This is a genomic window from Bacillus sp. TL12 (assembly GCF_022625245.1).
In the GTDB taxonomy this organism is placed as follows: Bacteria; Bacillota; Bacilli; order Bacillales; family Bacillaceae_G; genus Bacillus_A.
This window is the reverse complement of sequence record NZ_JAJJBY010000053.1, coordinates 1-14,734: the sequence shown is the minus strand read 5'-3', so window position 1 is coordinate 14,734 and position 14,734 is coordinate 1. Positions and strand designations below refer to the sequence as shown.

Here is a 14,734-nt window from a genome sequence, read left to right as displayed (position 1 = left end):
TTCTTAATCACTTCGTCAACTTCTTTTTTCTTTCGTTGTTGACGACGCTTATTAATTTACCATATTAACATTTAATAAGTCAACACTATTCTTCATCTTTTTAAAATAAATGCCAAAATGATTTTCACCCTGGCATTATATATAACTTAATGATAACTAAAGCACAAATACCTGGTATCCCTAAAATACTAGAAATAGAGGCCGTACCAAGATTAATCGGGATATGAAAACCAAAATAAGTTCCAATTACATTAACCGCAAACAATAGTGCTACACCTATTATTACTTTCACAAACATCTTTCCTATAAATTGCAATGGCTTCGTTGAAGCACCAAAGATCAACAAAACAAATACCAAACTAAGAATTCCGCCAATAACTAATGTAGAATTCATGTTTCCCCTCCTTATATACCTTATACACTCTATATGTATGGGACAAGGAAACAAAAAATACCGTTTGATTATATAAAGTGAAACCTTAATCAGCGAAGACTCATTGCTCATAAAAAAAAGGTCCTGGTTTCAAAACCAGGACCTTTTACCATTGTTCCATCTTTACTGGACGTCTTTTCGCTTCTTTTAGTAAGAAAAAATATTTTGCTTCTGCTAATTTCAAAGAACACAATACATCTTGAGATGGTTCAACACTTTGTTCTACCATTCTTTTTTGACGCAACCACTCATTCTTAACTTTTTCTAATACAGCAATTAGCTTATCATCATATTCTTTTCGCAACTTTCCCTTTTTTTGAAAAAACATTTTGATTTCTCCTCTTATACTTCTCTACGGCCTTCTAAAGCCTTCGATAATGTCACTTCATCCGCATATTCTAAATCTCCACCAACTGGCAGACCATGTGCAATACGAGTCACTTTAATACCTGTCGGTTTTAAGAGGCGGGAAATATACATCGCTGTAGCTTCCCCTTCAATATTTGGGTTCGTTGCTAAAATAACTTCTTGTACAGTTTCATCTTGTAACCTTTTCAATAACTGTGGAATATTAATATCTTCCGGTCCAATTCCCTCCATTGGTGAAATTGCACCACGAAGCACATGATAGACCCCTTGATATTCTTTCATTTTTTCCATCGCGATTACATCTTTTGCTTCTTGTACAACACAAACAACTGATTGATCACGGTGTGAATCATCGCAAATATAACAAGGGTCACGATCTGTAATATGTCCACAAACAGAACAATATGTTAAATTCCGTTTTGCATTCACAAGAGATTTAGCAAAATCTAGCACGTCATCTTCTTTCATATCTAGTACAAAGAAAGCCAAACGAACAGCTGTTTTTGGACCAACCCCTGGCAACTTCATAAAACTATCTATAAGCTTCGATATTGGTTCTGGATAATGCATACGTCAATATCCTCCTACTAGAACATTCCACCTGGTAAGTTTAGGCCTTTTGTGAACTGCCCCATTGTAGAATTTGAAAGCTCCTCAGCTTGCTTAAGTGCATCATTTGTTGCAGCTAATACAAGATCTTGTAACATTTCGATATCTTCTGGATCTACAACTTCTTCTTTAATCTTCACATCAAGAATTTGCTTGTGACCATTTGCGATTACAGTAACCATTCCGCCACCAGCTTTACCTTCAACTGTTTTTTCACCAAGTTCTTCTTGTGCTTTCGCCATTTGCTTTTGCATTTTTTGCATTTGTTTCATCATGTTATTCATATTTCCCATTCCGCCACGCATCATAATAAATTCCTCCTAATTGTTGTTATTCTTTTATTTCAATAAGTTGTTGCCCTACTAATTTTACCGCCTCTTCTACAAGGGGATCTACTTTTGGTTCTGCATCTCCTTCTGAATTTCCACCTTCACGTTGTAAAAATTCTTCGCGTATTTTCCCCCACTCACTCTTCGGAATTGCAATCATATTCAACCTTTTGCTGAGCAATTCAAAAAGAACTTGTTCTACGGTATCCATCGCGTCACGATTTTCACTTGCCATTTTGCAATGTATCTCATATTGGAAAGCCAAAACATAAGAATCTGCAGAAGCTGCAACTGGTTCACTATTCTCTAATAATACAGCAAAAGCCACCTTATTGTAGGATTTAAGTCTCCCTAACAGCTCACCCCATACGCCTTTTAACTGTTCTAAATCTTGGCGTTTTGCCTGCTTTAATACTTCATGTACGCGCCCAACAGGAATTTTCATACTTCCTGTCCGCACTGGTTTTGGGGTTGCACGCGTCTCTCTTACTTCCTGCCCTCCACCAGCTGGCACACCATTTTTCTTCACGTGTTCCAATTCTTTTTCTAATTGTTGCATTCTGTTCATAATTGCTTGCAGACGGTCTGTTCCATTTGACTGCATCATAAACTGCTGACAAAGTTGCACCATAACAACCTCTAAGAAAATTCGTGGATGATTTGTCCACTTCATTTCCTGTTGCCCCTTGCTGAGCGTATGAATAATTTCATAAATGACCTCAGGTTGCATCGTTTCACTTAGCATACGAAACTGCTCATCTACAACTACTCGTTCTAACATATGTTCTAATTGTGGTGAAGTTTGATATAAGAGCATATCACGATAATAGTAAATGAAATCTTCCATAAAACGAACGGGGTCTTTTCCTTTACTCATCATATCATCAATAATACGCAACGCTCTTGATACATCATTCTCCCGTATACATTCTACAAGATTACCTAAATATTGTTGAGAAACAGAACCCGTTACCGCTAAGACGTCCTCAGTCGTAACAACTTCATCACTATAAGAAATAGCTTGGTCGATCAGACTGAGCGCATCACGCATACCACCTTCAGCAGCACGAGCAACAATTTGCAATGCTTCATCTTCTACCTTTGTACCTTCATTTGTAACAACTGTTGCTAATCTCTCTACAATATCATTTACTGATATTTTTCGAAATGCAAAGCGTTGACAGCGAGAAATGATTGTAGGTGGAATTTTATGTGGCTCTGTTGTTGCCAAAATAAAGATAACATGTTGTGGTGGCTCTTCTAGCGTCTTTAAAAGCGCATTAAAAGCTCCCATCGAAAGCATGTGGACCTCATCAATAATGTATACTTTATATCTCACTGCACTTGGGGCATACTTTACTTTATCTCTTATATCTCGAATTTCATCTACACCGTTATTTGAAGCCGCATCAATTTCTAATACATCTGAAATAGATCCTTGTGTAATACCTAAACACGCAGGGCATTCATTACAAGGTTCAGCTACCGGGGCATGCTCACAGTTAATTGCCTTTGCAAATACTTTTGCAATCGTAGTTTTACCTGTTCCTCTCGGTCCAGAAAATAAATAAGCATGCGACGCTTTCTCTTGAAGAAGGGCATTTTGCAACGTTTTTGTTACGTGCTTTTGACCGACTACATCTTCAAATTTTTGCGGTCTCCATGTTCGGTATAACGCTTGGTATGACACGAAAATACGGCCTCCCTCAAAGGTTATTATCTTGTATATTATAACCCATTCTGTTTATAGATTCCAAAAGTTATTTTCCATACAAAAAACCCACCTTTTTATATAAGGTGGGTTTTGTATACATATATAACTGCCGTGCACCTTCTGTCGATTACGTACCATAAGCGTTACTTAAGCAGTTAGCTCGGTTCAGGCACTCCTGCGGCACACGAGAATACCCGCTTATTGCTGCTTCCTTCCGGACCTGACAAGGTTCACGGGGTCCCGTTGCGCAGGACCCAAACGTCAACACCACTTACTTAAGGCAGGCCTTACAGCAGCATAACCTCGAGAAGGGATTCGGCCTCGCTAGAGCGGATTGCGAGTACAGGGCACCGCTACCTCCCCGCTTAGCACGGCAAAGTTAAAACCAATATTCGGTTGCCTTATTGAAGGCATTATCAGTATAACTTGTTTCTTCATAAATTGCAAATATGTTAGGTACCAGTATTTTTATCCAATTTCTCCTTCTTTTCTTTCCTTCTTTTACGGAGTTCCCTAAAAAAATTCGTTAACAGCGCCCCGCATTCTTCTTCCATTACACCAGGTACTACTTCACATTGGTGATTAAAGCGCTCATCTGTTAAAAGATTCATTAAAGTACCTGCACATCCACCTTTTGGATCACTTGCACCATATACGACACGTTTCACGCGCGATAAAACAATCCCACCTGCACACATTGGACAGGGTTCTAATGTAACATATAGTGTCGCATTTTCTAAACGCCACGTACCTAACTTTTTACATGCTTCATCTATAGCTAATAACTCTGCATGAGCAATGGATCGTTGTTCTGTCTCCCTTAAATTATGAGCAACACTGATTACTTCTCCATCTAATACAATAACAGCCCCAATCGGAACTTCTTGGATTTCTTCAGCTTTTTTCGCTTCTTCTATTGCAAGCTGCATAAAATAAATATCTTGTTCCATAATCCAGTCCTCTCATTACAAATAATCTCCCTGCTACGCAAGGCCAAAAGTGTCCTTAACCATTTTCTTTTTCTGTTTCTGTTTTCACTTGGCGTGAGGCAGGAACACAATCTGATCGTTTCTGCACATAATCGGATCCCTTCTACCATCTAAAAAGAAAAGTTTTATGTTTGCTTTTCAATTTATATACATACTATTCAATTACACTTCCTCTTATAGATGCAGGATAACTTTCACACATTCAATCCAATCTAAAGAAAAAGGAAGGGTGATTACATATGAAAAATACTGCATTGCTCATTATTGACATGATTAACGACTTCCAATTCTCCCATGGACCAATCCTTGCGCAAAAATGCCAAATGATTATAGAACCTATTTTACATTTAAAACGAACAATGAAAATGAATGGTTATCCTGTTATTTATATTAACGATCATTACCAACTATGGAGAGCTGATATCGATCAACTGATTACACATTGTACAAATCATTATAGTAAAAACATCATACAAGCAATTGCTCCTAGTGCAGATGATTATGTGTTTATTAAACCACATTATTCAGCTTTTTATGAAACTCCCTTAAATTCTTTATTAGGACATTTAAAGGTTGAAAAACTAATCATAACAGGAATTGCAGGAAACATATGTGTTCTCTTTACAGCCAATGATGCTCATATGAGGAACTATACACTATATATACCACAAGATTGTACTGCTTCTAATTCTGATCAAGATAATAAACATGCTTTAAAAATAATGGAAACAACATTGAAGGCAAATATTATGCCCTCTCTTCAATTAAAATTTGAATAGTATGCGTCGATTTTCCAACTTTTTATGACAAATTAGTCCGCCCGCTTCCCTCTTATGCTACAATTATTCTGTTTTGTGCTTTTTATTTACAGGAAATTATGAATCGAAAGGAGGAAACAGCGTGACCGGAGTACCATTTATTACGGTTGAAGGACCAATCGGTGTTGGAAAAACTTCACTAGCGAAGGAAATTTCAACTCACATGCAACTCCACTTATTTAAAGAGATTGTTGATGAAAATCCTTTCTTAGGGAAGTTTTATGAAAACATTGAAGAATGGAGTTTTCAAACAGAAATGTTCTTTCTTTGTAATCGCTATAAGCAATTGGAAGACATTAATATAAAATACTTAAATCAGCGTAAGCCAGTAGTAGCAGATTATCATATATTTAAAAATTTAATTTTTGCATCTCGCACATTAAAAGACGCTCAATATGACAAATACATGCAAATTTATCGTATTCTTACACAAGATATGCCCGTGCCAAATGTCATTGTATATTTAACAGCAAGTCTAGAAACATTACAAAAACGAATCGCAATGCGCGGACGTGAATTCGAAAAAAACATGGACCCCAATTATTTACTACAACTTACCAAAGATTACGAAACGGCAATGGATACCTTTAAAAAGGACCATCCAGATATTCCAGTGTTAAAGTTTAATGGAGATAACATGGATTTTGTGAAGAATAGTGACGACTTGAATATAATTTTATCCACTCTCAAAAATACACTCTCGAAGGGAACGAAATAGCAATGAATTTAAGGCAAAAGTATGACATTCCAAACGATGCAGTAATTACCATTGCTGGTACAGTTGGCGTTGGTAAATCGACTATGACAACTGCACTTGCCAATGCTTTAGGTTACCGTACATCATTTGAAAAAGTGGATTCAAATCCATATTTAGATAAGTTCTATGCTGATTTCACGCGCTGGAGCTTTCACTTACAAGTTTATTTTTTAGCAGAAAGATTTAAAGAACAAAAACGAATTTTCGAATATGGCGGTGGGTTTGTACAGGATCGCTCTATTTATGAAGATACTGGCATTTTCGCAAAAATGCATCACGAAAAAGGAACAATGACAGAAACGGATTACAAAACATACAAAGGGTTGTTCGATGCAATGGTTATGACACCATACTTCCCTCACCCAGACCTATTAATCTACCTAGAAGGTTCTTTTGACGATATTGTCAGTCGTATTCAAGAACGTGGCCGCCCAATGGAACAACAAACACCAATTGAATATTGGCAAGAAATGCACGGACGTTATGAAAATTGGATTAATAATTTTAATTCATGTCCTGTCCTACGCTTAAATATTAATGAATACGATATTTTAAAAGATGAAAACTCGATCGAACCCATCATTAAGAAAATTGGACATTTTTTAAAGCAAACACGTAAACTTGTAAAATAAAAACCCGTGCATATGCACGGGTTTTCCTATTCACTCATTTTTTCTTTTTCGTTGGAGCAATAATTTCACTCTCTTGTTTTCCAGCATTAATACGCTGACGAACCGTACTTGTACTAATATCATATGCCTCAGCAATTTCTTTAACAGTCATTTCTTTCCCATTAATAATTGCTGTTAATACTTTACCAGTACGTTTTGGAGCTGCCTCTTGTTTCACAGCTTGTTTCTCGGCTTTTTTGGGTGCCTCTACTTTTTTTGCTTCTTGTTTCACATTACAAGTACAACCGCAAAGTTTACGGAATGTATCATCGCTTATAATACGTGATACGTTTGCACCACTATTTAAAATTCTATTGTTCTTACAGACTGGACATTGTACATAGTATAGAGTTTTTCCATCTAAAGGAAATGTTTGTATAATAAGATCCATGTTGACTCCTTTCATATCTATGAAGATAATCATCGGAATATGAGTGTTTTATAAGGCAGCATGCTACCTTACATCATACTTTCTGATTGGTTTTAAAATAAAAACTCGTTACGTGTTGGTAACGAGTTCTCCAATCTCCACTTATATGCGCTGTTGTCAATTATATCTGGAGGAGGTAGAGGGATTCGAACCCCCGCGCGACTCTCGCCGCCTGTCGGTTTTCAAGACCGATCCCTTCAGCCAGACTTGGGTATACCTCCATATTGACATCAAATATAATATCAAAAGAAAAACAGTTAGTCAAGCCCACTCATAATAAATTATAGGAAAAGGAAAAACTCTTCCTTTTCCTAAATTTATTTAATTGACAACACTCATACCGATGAAAATTTTAATTTATTTAATAACTGTTTTTCCTCCCATATAAGGGCGAAGAACTTCTGGAATTATAATTGTACCATCTTCTTGTTGGTAATTTTCTAGAATAGCTGCAATTGTACGTCCAATTGCAAGTCCAGATCCATTTATTGTATGAACATGTTCTGGTTTTGCATTTGGCTCACGACGGAAACGAATATTTGCACGTCTTGCTTGGAATGCTTCGAAATTACTACAAGAAGAAATCTCACGATATGTTCCATAACTTGGAATCCATACTTCAATATCGTATTTCTTCGCTGCTGTAAATCCTAAATCTCCAGTACACATACTCATAACGCGATATGGTAGACCTAATAATTGTAACACGCGTTCTGCATCATTTGTTAACTTTTCTAATTCTTCATAAGAATCTTCTGGTTTTACAAATTTCACAAGTTCTACCTTGTTAAATTGATGCTGACGAATTAAACCACGTGTATCACGGCCAGCTGAACCTGCTTCAGAACGGAAGCATGCACTAAATGCTGCATAACGAATTGGCAATTTATCTACACTTAAAATTTCATCACGATGCATATTTGTTACAGGCACCTCAGCTGTAGGAATCAAGAAGTAGTCTTCACTCTCAATACGGAACGCATCTTCTTCAAACTTTGGAAGCTGCCCTGTTCCTGTCATACTTGCACGGTTTACCATATATGGAGGTAACACTTCTTCATATCCATGTTCTTCTGTATGAAGATCTAGCATAAAGCTAATTAAAGCACGTTCTAATTTTGCACCTGCACCTTTAGAAAATACAAAACGGCTTCCCGTTACTTTAGCAGCACGTTCAAAGTCTAAGATTCCTAAATCAGTTGCAAGATCCCAGTGAGGTTTTGGTTCAAAATTAAATTCTTTTATCTCTCCCCAAGTACGAGCCACTACGTTATCATCTTCTGTGTCACCAATTGGTGCAGATTCATGAGGGATATTTGGAATAGAAAGCATTAATCGTTCTAGATCTGCTTCAACTGAGCGAAGTTCATCATCAAGATTTTTTACCTTTTCTCCTACTTCACGCATCTCCAAAATTAAAGATTCTGCATCTTTCTTTTCACGTTTTAATACAGAAATCTGTTGAGATACTTCGTTACGCTTACTTTTTAAATCTTCTGTTTGAACAAGTAATTCTCTTCTTCTTATATCTAACTCTTCAAAACGACCAAAGTCAGTTAAGTCTTCGCCTCTATGCTGTAATTTTGCTTTTACTTCTTCAAAATTCGCACGTAAAAATTTAATATCAAGCATTTTATATTCCTCCTTTTACTTTATAAAATACAAAAAACTCCCGTCCCTATAAAAAGGGACGGGAGTTAACCCGTGTTGCCACCCTAGTTGAAAGCAATATTGCTTTCCTCTCAAGTAGAAATAACGGCTCTTCACCGGAAATGTTTACTAATCATAAAGATATTCCACACTTCATTCCAGGATGGATTCACAAACTGTTTCTATCGGTTTCCACCAGCCACCGACTCTCTATAAGAAACGCTATATGTTACTACTTCCTATCAACACGTTTATTTTATAAAATTGTTACCATCAATTTACTATAATCTTACACAAGTTGCAAGTTACTTATACAACTTTTTTCATTTTTGCCTCTCTCACCATTTGCACAAAATATGCTGTAACACGATGATCATCCGTTAACTCCGGATGGAAAGAAGCTGCTAAAAATGGTCCTTGTCTTACTGCTACCATTCGATCGTTGTGCATAGAAAGAATTTCCACGTCATCTCCTACACTGACAACGTATGGCGCACGAATAAATACACCAACGAAGTCTTCACCTACACCTTTTATCGAAAGGGCAGCTTCAAAGCTATCCTTTTGGCGTCCAAATGCATTACGTTCAACTGTAATATCCATAGCGCCAATATGAGATTCTTCATAACCAACAAGGTTGTTTGCAAGTAAAATCATACCTGCACACGTACCAAACATCGGTTTACCAGATTTCGCAAATTCGCGAAGTGGTTCCATAAAATCGTACTTATCGATAAGACGGCGCATTGTTGTACTTTCACCGCCTGGTAAAATAAGACCATCAATTTCTTCAAGTTGTTCTACACGTTTTACAATGACAGCTTCTGCACCACTTGCCTCAACTGACTTTACATGCTCACGAACAGCCCCTTGAAGACCTAATACACCGACTTTAACCATTTCAAAATCTCCTTTAATTACCAACCACGCTCTTGCATGCGTTGTTCTGGTAATAGTGTTGAAATTTCGACACCTTTCATTGCAGTACCTAATCCTTTAGAAAGGCTTGCAATTAACTCATAATCTTCATAATGTGTCGTTGCTTCAACAATTGCACGTGCAAATTTCTCTGGGTTTTCTGATTTGAAGATACCAGATCCTACGAACACACCATCTGCACCAAGTTGCATCATTAATGCAGCATCTGCTGGCGTTGCTACACCACCCGCTGCAAAGTTTACAACTGGCAGACGACCAAGGCGTTTGATTTCAAGTAATACTTCATAAGGAGCACCAGTATTTTTTGCATATGTCATTAATTCGTCTTCACGTAGGCTCGCAACTTGACGGATTTCTGCGTTCACTTGACGCATATGACGTACTGCTTCTACAATATTTCCCGTTCCAGGCTCGCCCTTTGTACGAAGCATAGATGCACCTTCTGCAATACGACGTGCTGCTTCTCCGATATCACGGCATCCACATACAAACGGAACAGTGTAATCACGTTTATTTAAATGGTATACTTCATCAGCTGGAGTTAATACTTCACTCTCATCAATGTAGTCTACTCCTAATGATTCTAGTACACGTGCTTCCACAAGGTGACCAATACGGCATTTTGCCATAACTGGAATTGATACAGCACCCATAACCTCTTCAACGATTGTTGGATCTGCCATACGTGCAACGCCACCTGCTGCACGAATATCTGCAGGAACACGCTCTAGTGCCATAACAGCAACTGCGCCTGCTTCTTCTGCAATTCTTGCTTGCTCAGCGTTAACTACGTCCATAATAACGCCGCCTTTTTGCATTTCTGCCATTCCACGTTTTACACGTTCTGTCCCTGTTACATTTGTCATGTACAAAAACCCCCCTAGGTGAATTGCTTTTCCCCATTAACGGCGAAAATTAAGAATACTCTTACATTCTACCACTAACTATTAGAGGCTTGTCCACTACTTTTTCATAAAGTCGGTATGAAAAATAGGAATAAAAAAAAGCTCCTACAATGAAGAGCTCTTAAAACCAACCTTTTACCGTATCAACAGCGCTGTTCCAAATGTCACCAAAGAAAGAACCAATGCCACGCATAGAGCGTGTAAACCAGTTTGCTTTTTCTACTTCTGCTTTTGTAACAAGGTCTACTTGCAATGATTTACCTGATAAAAATCCAGGATCATTAGTGTCTTTAGGCGATATAACCATTTGTCCTAGTGTTGTCCCTTTTTTGATTGGTGCTTCTTTTTCTTTGCCTGTATCTTTAAATTCTGTTTTATATACATCTTTACTTCCTTTTGGCATTGGAAGTGTAATAGCTTGTTTCGTCTGAACTGTTACATCTTTATCTTTTGCATTTTCCACACGTACAGTTTCATGTCCTTTTACTGCCGAGCCTTTTGAATACACTTTTTTCACATCGAAGTTTGCAAATCCATAATCAAAAATTTTCTTTGTTTCATCAAAGCGTGACGTATTAGAACTTGTATTAATAACTACAGAAATTAAACGCATGCCATTTCTTTCAGCAGTACCTGTAAAACAATAGCCAGCCTCTGGAGTATGTCCTGTTTTTAAACCATCTACACCTTCATATTGCTTAACTAATCCTTTTAACATCCAGTTCCAGTTATCCATTTGAATAGGATATTTCCCACCTTCTTGGAATACTTTTTTCGGAATTTTAGCTGTATCTAACACCTTTGGAAAATCCTGCATAAGATGTTGTGCTAAAATCGCGACATCCCTCGCAGACATTTTATTTTCTTCATCCGGTGTTGTGCCTTCAGGATGTTGTCCTTTTAAATCTTTGTTTGTTAAGCCCGTAGAGTTTACGAATTTATAATTTTTCAATCCAAACTCTTTTGCCTGATCATTCATCATTTTTACAAAGTCTGCTTCTTTACCTGCAACGGCTTCTGCTAAAGCAATTGTTGCACCATTGGCAGAATAGATTGCCATCGCCTCATACAATTCTTTTACCGTATAAGAGCCTCCATTTTCTAATGGAACATTTGATAATGAGCGATCTTGTGAAACTTTATATGCATATTCAGAAACTTTAACTTTTTGGTTCCACTTCAGCTTCCCTTTATCCACCGCTTCATGAACTAAGTACTCACTCATCATTTTCGTCATACTAGCAATTGCTAATAATTCATCTGCATTCTTTTGATATAAAATTTTTCCAGAATCTGCTTCTACTAAAATCGCTGCTCCTGCTTCCACATTTAAAGCAGGTCCTGTTTCCGCTGATGCACTGCCATATGTAACAAACATGCTGCAAAATAGTGTAAGCACGGTTACCATTGCAATGAATCGCTTGCAAAACATACCTTTCACTTTTGTTACCCCCAATATCTTTGTACTCACATAACCGTTATTCTAACATAATCAAAAAAAAATAGACAGAGATATCAAATCTCCATCTATTTACATATAAGATATTATAAAGAGTAATTTGGAGCCTCTTTTGTAATTTGTACGTGATGTGGATGACTTTCACGTAAACCAGCACCTGACATACGAATAAATTGTGCATTCTCACGTAAGAATTCTAAGTCATGCGCTCCGCAATAACCCATACCAGCACGTAATCCACCAACTAATTGATGAACTGTATCAGCTAAAGGTCCTTTATATGGTACGCGGCCTTCGATGCCTTCTGGAACGAGTTTTTTGTTTCCTTCTTGGAAGTAACGATCTTTACTTCCTTTCTCCATCGCTCCAACAGAACCCATACCACGGTATACCTTAAATTGGCGACCTTGGTAAATTTCAGTTTCTCCTGGGCTTTCTGCTACACCAGCAAACATACTACCCAGCATTACAACATGTGCTCCTGCTGCTAACGCTTTTACCATATCACCGGAGTATTTAATACCACCATCAGCAATGACAGGGATACCGTGCTTACGAGCTTCCGTCGCACAATCATATACTGCTGTTAATTGTGGTACACCAACGCCAGCTACAACACGTGTTGTACAAATAGAACCTGGTCCAATACCAACTTTGATAACATTTGCACCGGCTTCAATTAATGCGCGTGTTGCTTCAGCTGTGGCAACGTTACCTGCAATAATGTTTAATGTCGGATATTTTGCACGAACTTCTTTTACTTTCTCAATAACACCTTGAGAATGTCCATGAGCTGTATCCAGTACAATTACGTCTACATTTGCTTTTACTAATGCATCGATACGAAGCATAGCGTCAGCAGTTACACCAACTGCCGCTCCAACTAACAAACGACCTTGTTTATCTTTTGCAGAGTTTGGAAACTCAATTACTTTTTCAATATCTTTAATTGTGATAAGCCCTTGTAATACACCATTATTATCAACAAGAGGGAGCTTTTCAATTTTATATTTCTGTAGGATCTTTTCAGCTTCTTCTAGTGTTGTACCAACTGGAGCTGTAATTAATTGTTCCTTTGTCATTACATCGGAAATTTTAATAGAGTAGTCTTGAATAAAACGCATATCACGGTTTGTAATAATACCAACTAATTTTTTCTCATCTAAATTATTTACAATTGGTACACCCGAGATACGATATTTTCCCATAAGATGTTCTGCATCATATACTTGATGTTCCGGAGTTAAAAAGAAAGGATCTGAGATAACGCCACTTTCAGAGCGTTTTACTTTATCAACATGCTCAGCTTGTTGCTCAATAGACATATTCTTATGAATGATCCCTAAACCGCCTTGACGTGCCATTGCAATAGCCATATCAGCTTCTGTTACTGTGTCCATCCCCGCACTAATTAAAGGAATGTTTAACTGCAAGCTTTCAGATAGAACTGTTTTAACACTTACTTCTCTTGGCAATATATCTGACTTCGCTGGTACAAGTAATACATCATCGAATGTCAAACCTTCTTTAACAAATTTAGATTCCCACATAATTGTTCCCCCCATGATACCAGAAATTATTATTAGTAGCTTAACAATTGGTTAAAATACTGTCAAGAAAGTACATATATGTTAGAATTTTTAGATAATAAAAGGAGCGTAATATATGCATCATACATCTTACACTTGGCAGCAGTTAAGTTTCTTTTTTTCATCCCAACATGTACAGCGTTATCTTGCCCGCTGTTATGAAAAATTACCTATTGAAAATGCTGAAAAAAAAAGCTTCGAAAATTGTTATCCTTTTATTTATTACTTAGAACATGGGAAAAGCTATTATGAATTATGTAAAACTGCACCATTTTCTATTCAACCTATGTTGTTATTTTATGGAATGAGTCAGCTTTTAAAAGCATGCTTATTAACCGTTGATCCAAACTATCCAGAATCAACAACAGTCTTAGCACATGGAGTAACAACGCGTAAACGAAAAAAACAAGGATATCAGTTTTTAGAAGATGAAGTTAAAATCCAGAAAAATGGACTATTTACCCATGTGGCAGAACGAATGTTTCACATGAAACACTTAGAGGCTGAAAAGTTTATTATGCTAGAACTAATGGGGAAAATCCCCGAATTAAAAAAGCTATTTCAATATAGTCAAAAAGAGCAAATATTATATGAAATCAATATGGTAGGTGAACATCACATTTTATTTCCTTCTAGCGTACTTGATCGCTTACATATGACACAAGAGCGTTTTTCTCGTTACATAGAAGCATCTTGTAAACATCTCTTTATACGATATACACCAAATGAAGCCATTGAATCTGATTTGTTATTTTCAGCTTCCACAAAAACATGGAATCCTTTATACAGTACACCCCTATCTTATGATTGCAATACAAACACTTATTATTTGCCAATAACTAAAGATGTAAGAAATTATAAATCATTCCTACCAGAGCCGCTCACACATTATTTATTGCTTTATAATTTAAGCATGATTTCCCGCTACGAGACCGACTGGTGGTACGACTTATTAGGAAGCTATGCCTCTGAAGATTATCCATTTATTTATCAATTTTTAGGGATTTCTGCAAAAAAAATCCCTTACTATGTTTTACTATTTTTATTGGGCGAACAATTACCTATTTCTTAGG

At 37.0% G+C, this 14,734-nt stretch carries 16 protein-coding genes, 1 tRNA gene, 1 other RNA gene and 1 other annotated feature; of the genes, 4 read left to right on the top strand and 14 right to left on the bottom strand.

The window, feature by feature from the left end; translation table 11 throughout:
- Window positions 1–124: 124 nt before the first annotated feature.
- The 7 genes from LOK41_RS25495 to tadA form a co-directional block, all read right to left on the bottom strand.
- Window positions 125–394: a pro-sigmaK processing inhibitor BofA family protein gene (locus tag LOK41_RS25495; protein WP_241818819.1), complete on the bottom strand. Its 270-nt coding sequence runs from the start codon at window positions 392–394 to the stop codon at window positions 125–127.
- 145 nt (window positions 395–539) lie between these two features.
- Window positions 540–761, bottom strand: a complete 222-nt coding sequence (locus LOK41_RS25490; RefSeq protein ID WP_174103792.1) for a YaaL family protein — start codon at window positions 759–761, stop codon at window positions 540–542.
- Window positions 762–775: 14 nt separating this feature from the next.
- Window positions 776–1,372, bottom strand: a complete 597-nt coding sequence (gene recR / locus LOK41_RS25485; protein WP_241818818.1) for a recombination protein RecR — start codon at window positions 1,370–1,372, stop codon at window positions 776–778.
- Between the two features lie 17 nt (window positions 1,373–1,389).
- On the bottom strand, window positions 1,390–1,716 hold the full coding sequence (locus LOK41_RS25480) for a YbaB/EbfC family nucleoid-associated protein (protein WP_241818821.1): 327 nt from the start codon (window positions 1,714–1,716) through the stop codon (window positions 1,390–1,392).
- Between the two features lie 25 nt (window positions 1,717–1,741).
- A complete protein-coding gene (dnaX, locus tag LOK41_RS25475; RefSeq protein WP_241818817.1) occupies window positions 1,742–3,430 on the bottom strand; it encodes a DNA polymerase III subunit gamma/tau in 1,689 nt (562 codons plus the stop codon).
- A 133-nt stretch (window positions 3,431–3,563) separates the two neighbouring features.
- Window positions 3,564–3,828, bottom strand: an RNA gene (gene ffs / locus LOK41_RS25470) — signal recognition particle sRNA large type.
- 78 nt (window positions 3,829–3,906) lie between these two features.
- Window positions 3,907–4,404 (bottom strand): tRNA adenosine(34) deaminase TadA, encoded by a 498-nt coding sequence (tadA, locus tag LOK41_RS25465; RefSeq protein WP_174103795.1) that lies wholly within the window; start codon window positions 4,402–4,404, stop codon window positions 3,907–3,909.
- Window positions 4,405–4,682: 278 nt separating this feature from the next.
- Here tadA and LOK41_RS25460 point away from each other — a divergent pair, with 278 nt between their 5' ends.
- From LOK41_RS25460 to LOK41_RS25450, 3 genes are all read left to right on the top strand, one after another.
- Window positions 4,683–5,222: a cysteine hydrolase family protein gene (locus LOK41_RS25460; RefSeq protein WP_241818816.1), complete on the top strand. Its 540-nt coding sequence runs from the start codon at window positions 4,683–4,685 to the stop codon at window positions 5,220–5,222.
- A gap of 121 nt (window positions 5,223–5,343) precedes the next feature.
- Window positions 5,344–5,979: a deoxynucleoside kinase gene (locus tag LOK41_RS25455; protein ID WP_241818815.1), complete on the top strand. Its 636-nt coding sequence runs from the start codon at window positions 5,344–5,346 to the stop codon at window positions 5,977–5,979.
- Window positions 5,980–5,981: 2 nt separating this feature from the next.
- Window positions 5,982–6,650 carry a deoxynucleoside kinase gene (locus LOK41_RS25450; RefSeq protein WP_241818814.1) on the top strand — a complete coding sequence of 223 codons (669 nt, stop codon included), beginning with the start codon at window positions 5,982–5,984 and terminating at the stop codon, window positions 6,648–6,650.
- Window positions 6,651–6,684: 34 nt separating this feature from the next.
- Here LOK41_RS25450 and LOK41_RS25445 read toward each other — a convergent pair whose 3' ends face one another.
- From LOK41_RS25445 to guaB, 7 genes are all read right to left on the bottom strand, one after another.
- On the bottom strand, window positions 6,685–7,080 hold the full coding sequence (locus tag LOK41_RS25445) for a DUF3797 domain-containing protein (RefSeq protein ID WP_174103799.1): 396 nt from the start codon (window positions 7,078–7,080) through the stop codon (window positions 6,685–6,687).
- A 167-nt stretch (window positions 7,081–7,247) separates the two neighbouring features.
- Window positions 7,248–7,340: transfer RNA gene (locus tag LOK41_RS25440), tRNA-Ser, on the bottom strand.
- Between the two features lie 136 nt (window positions 7,341–7,476).
- A complete protein-coding gene (serS, locus tag LOK41_RS25435) occupies window positions 7,477–8,751 on the bottom strand; it encodes a serine--tRNA ligase (RefSeq protein ID WP_241818813.1) in 1,275 nt (424 codons plus the stop codon).
- A gap of 51 nt (window positions 8,752–8,802) precedes the next feature.
- Window positions 8,803–9,024: a binding site (T-box leader), on the bottom strand.
- Between the two features lie 54 nt (window positions 9,025–9,078).
- Complete coding sequence (gene pdxT, locus LOK41_RS25430; protein ID WP_241818812.1) at window positions 9,079–9,669, bottom strand: pyridoxal 5'-phosphate synthase glutaminase subunit PdxT; 591 nt, start codon at window positions 9,667–9,669, stop codon at window positions 9,079–9,081.
- Window positions 9,670–9,686: 17 nt separating this feature from the next.
- On the bottom strand, window positions 9,687–10,574 hold the full coding sequence (gene pdxS / locus LOK41_RS25425; RefSeq protein WP_000186167.1) for a pyridoxal 5'-phosphate synthase lyase subunit PdxS: 888 nt from the start codon (window positions 10,572–10,574) through the stop codon (window positions 9,687–9,689).
- A 160-nt stretch (window positions 10,575–10,734) separates the two neighbouring features.
- Entirely contained in the window at window positions 10,735–12,054 is a 1,320-nt protein-coding gene (locus tag LOK41_RS25420) for a D-alanyl-D-alanine carboxypeptidase family protein (RefSeq protein WP_347269369.1), read from the bottom strand.
- 104 nt (window positions 12,055–12,158) lie between these two features.
- Window positions 12,159–13,622 carry an IMP dehydrogenase gene (gene guaB / locus LOK41_RS25415; protein WP_241818811.1) on the bottom strand — a complete coding sequence of 488 codons (1,464 nt, stop codon included), beginning with the start codon at window positions 13,620–13,622 and terminating at the stop codon, window positions 12,159–12,161.
- 115 nt (window positions 13,623–13,737) lie between these two features.
- On the opposite strand from guaB, the gene LOK41_RS25410 reads away from it, so the two are divergent.
- Window positions 13,738–14,733 (top strand): YaaC family protein, encoded by a 996-nt coding sequence (locus LOK41_RS25410; protein WP_241818810.1) that lies wholly within the window; start codon window positions 13,738–13,740, stop codon window positions 14,731–14,733.
- Window position 14,734: the final 1 nt, after the last annotated feature.

Bases quoted from the DNA above. Each gene is read 5' to 3' on its own strand.
- pdxS (WP_000186167.1), bottom strand. From the start codon at position 10,574: ATGACAAATGTAACAGGGACAGAACGTGTAAAACGTGGAATGGCAGAA.
- LOK41_RS25445 (WP_174103799.1), bottom strand. From the start codon at position 7,080: ATGGATCTTATTATACAAACATTTCCTTTAGATGGAAAAACTCTATAC.
- LOK41_RS25480 (WP_241818821.1), bottom strand. From the start codon at position 1,716: ATGCGTGGCGGAATGGGAAATATGAATAACATGATGAAACAAATGCAA.
- LOK41_RS25410 (WP_241818810.1), top strand. From the start codon at position 13,738: ATGCATCATACATCTTACACTTGGCAGCAGTTAAGTTTCTTTTTTTCA.
- tadA (WP_174103795.1), bottom strand. From the start codon at position 4,404: ATGGAACAAGATATTTATTTTATGCAGCTTGCAATAGAAGAAGCGAAA.
- LOK41_RS25495 (WP_241818819.1), bottom strand. From the start codon at position 394: ATGAATTCTACATTAGTTATTGGCGGAATTCTTAGTTTGGTATTTGTT.
- pdxT (WP_241818812.1), bottom strand. From the start codon at position 9,669: ATGGTTAAAGTCGGTGTATTAGGTCTTCAAGGGGCTGTTCGTGAGCAT.
- LOK41_RS25490 (WP_174103792.1), bottom strand. From the start codon at position 761: ATGTTTTTTCAAAAAAAGGGAAAGTTGCGAAAAGAATATGATGATAAG.
- serS (WP_241818813.1), bottom strand. From the start codon at position 8,751: ATGCTTGATATTAAATTTTTACGTGCGAATTTTGAAGAAGTAAAAGCA.
- recR (WP_241818818.1), bottom strand. From the start codon at position 1,372: ATGCATTATCCAGAACCAATATCGAAGCTTATAGATAGTTTTATGAAG.
- LOK41_RS25450 (WP_241818814.1), top strand. From the start codon at position 5,982: ATGAATTTAAGGCAAAAGTATGACATTCCAAACGATGCAGTAATTACC.
- LOK41_RS25460 (WP_241818816.1), top strand. From the start codon at position 4,683: ATGAAAAATACTGCATTGCTCATTATTGACATGATTAACGACTTCCAA.
- guaB (WP_241818811.1), bottom strand. From the start codon at position 13,622: ATGTGGGAATCTAAATTTGTTAAAGAAGGTTTGACATTCGATGATGTA.